The organism is Mesorhizobium sp. M4B.F.Ca.ET.017.02.2.1 (assembly GCF_003998955.1).
Taxonomy (GTDB): domain Bacteria; phylum Pseudomonadota; class Alphaproteobacteria; order Rhizobiales; family Rhizobiaceae; genus Mesorhizobium; species Mesorhizobium abyssinicae.
The window spans coordinates 1-367 of the sequence record NZ_RZOF01000744.1 but is presented as its reverse complement, the minus strand read 5'-3'; the positions used below and the strand labels follow the sequence as shown (position 1 = coordinate 367).

The window sequence follows — 367 nt, the reverse complement described above, 5'->3', positions numbered from 1 at the left end:
ATCAGATCTGGGAGAAATTCAAGGGCCTCAGCAGAGAGAACGTTCACCCGCGGTGGCAGGACGAGATCCTCTCGGCAATAGGCAACCTCGAAACGGCAGGCCTTGGGCCCCTTCTGGATGCCCTCTCGCGAGGGGCGCAACACGGCGACGAATCCGCGATTCGCCTTAAGCTTAGTAGATACGTGGCGTGGGCCGAAGGCGAGGGCTGAAGGTCCAGCTTTAGTTGCGGTGACGGATCTGTCGACGAGTTGGTGCTGTCACTTTTCGTGAGCGGGCCGGACACCACCACCTTGCCGATCAAGATGTGGTCGGGAATTCGGGAAGAGATCACGCCGACGATCGCTGCCGTTTCAAGTCTGCTGATCGC

The 367-nt window shown here is 59.4% G+C and carries 1 pseudogene; it reads left to right on the top strand.

The features are described 5' to 3' along the window. Positions 1 to 209: pseudogene (locus EN738_RS36035) on the top strand (hypothetical protein); the annotation flags it as partial. Positions 210 to 367: the final 158 nt, after the last annotated feature.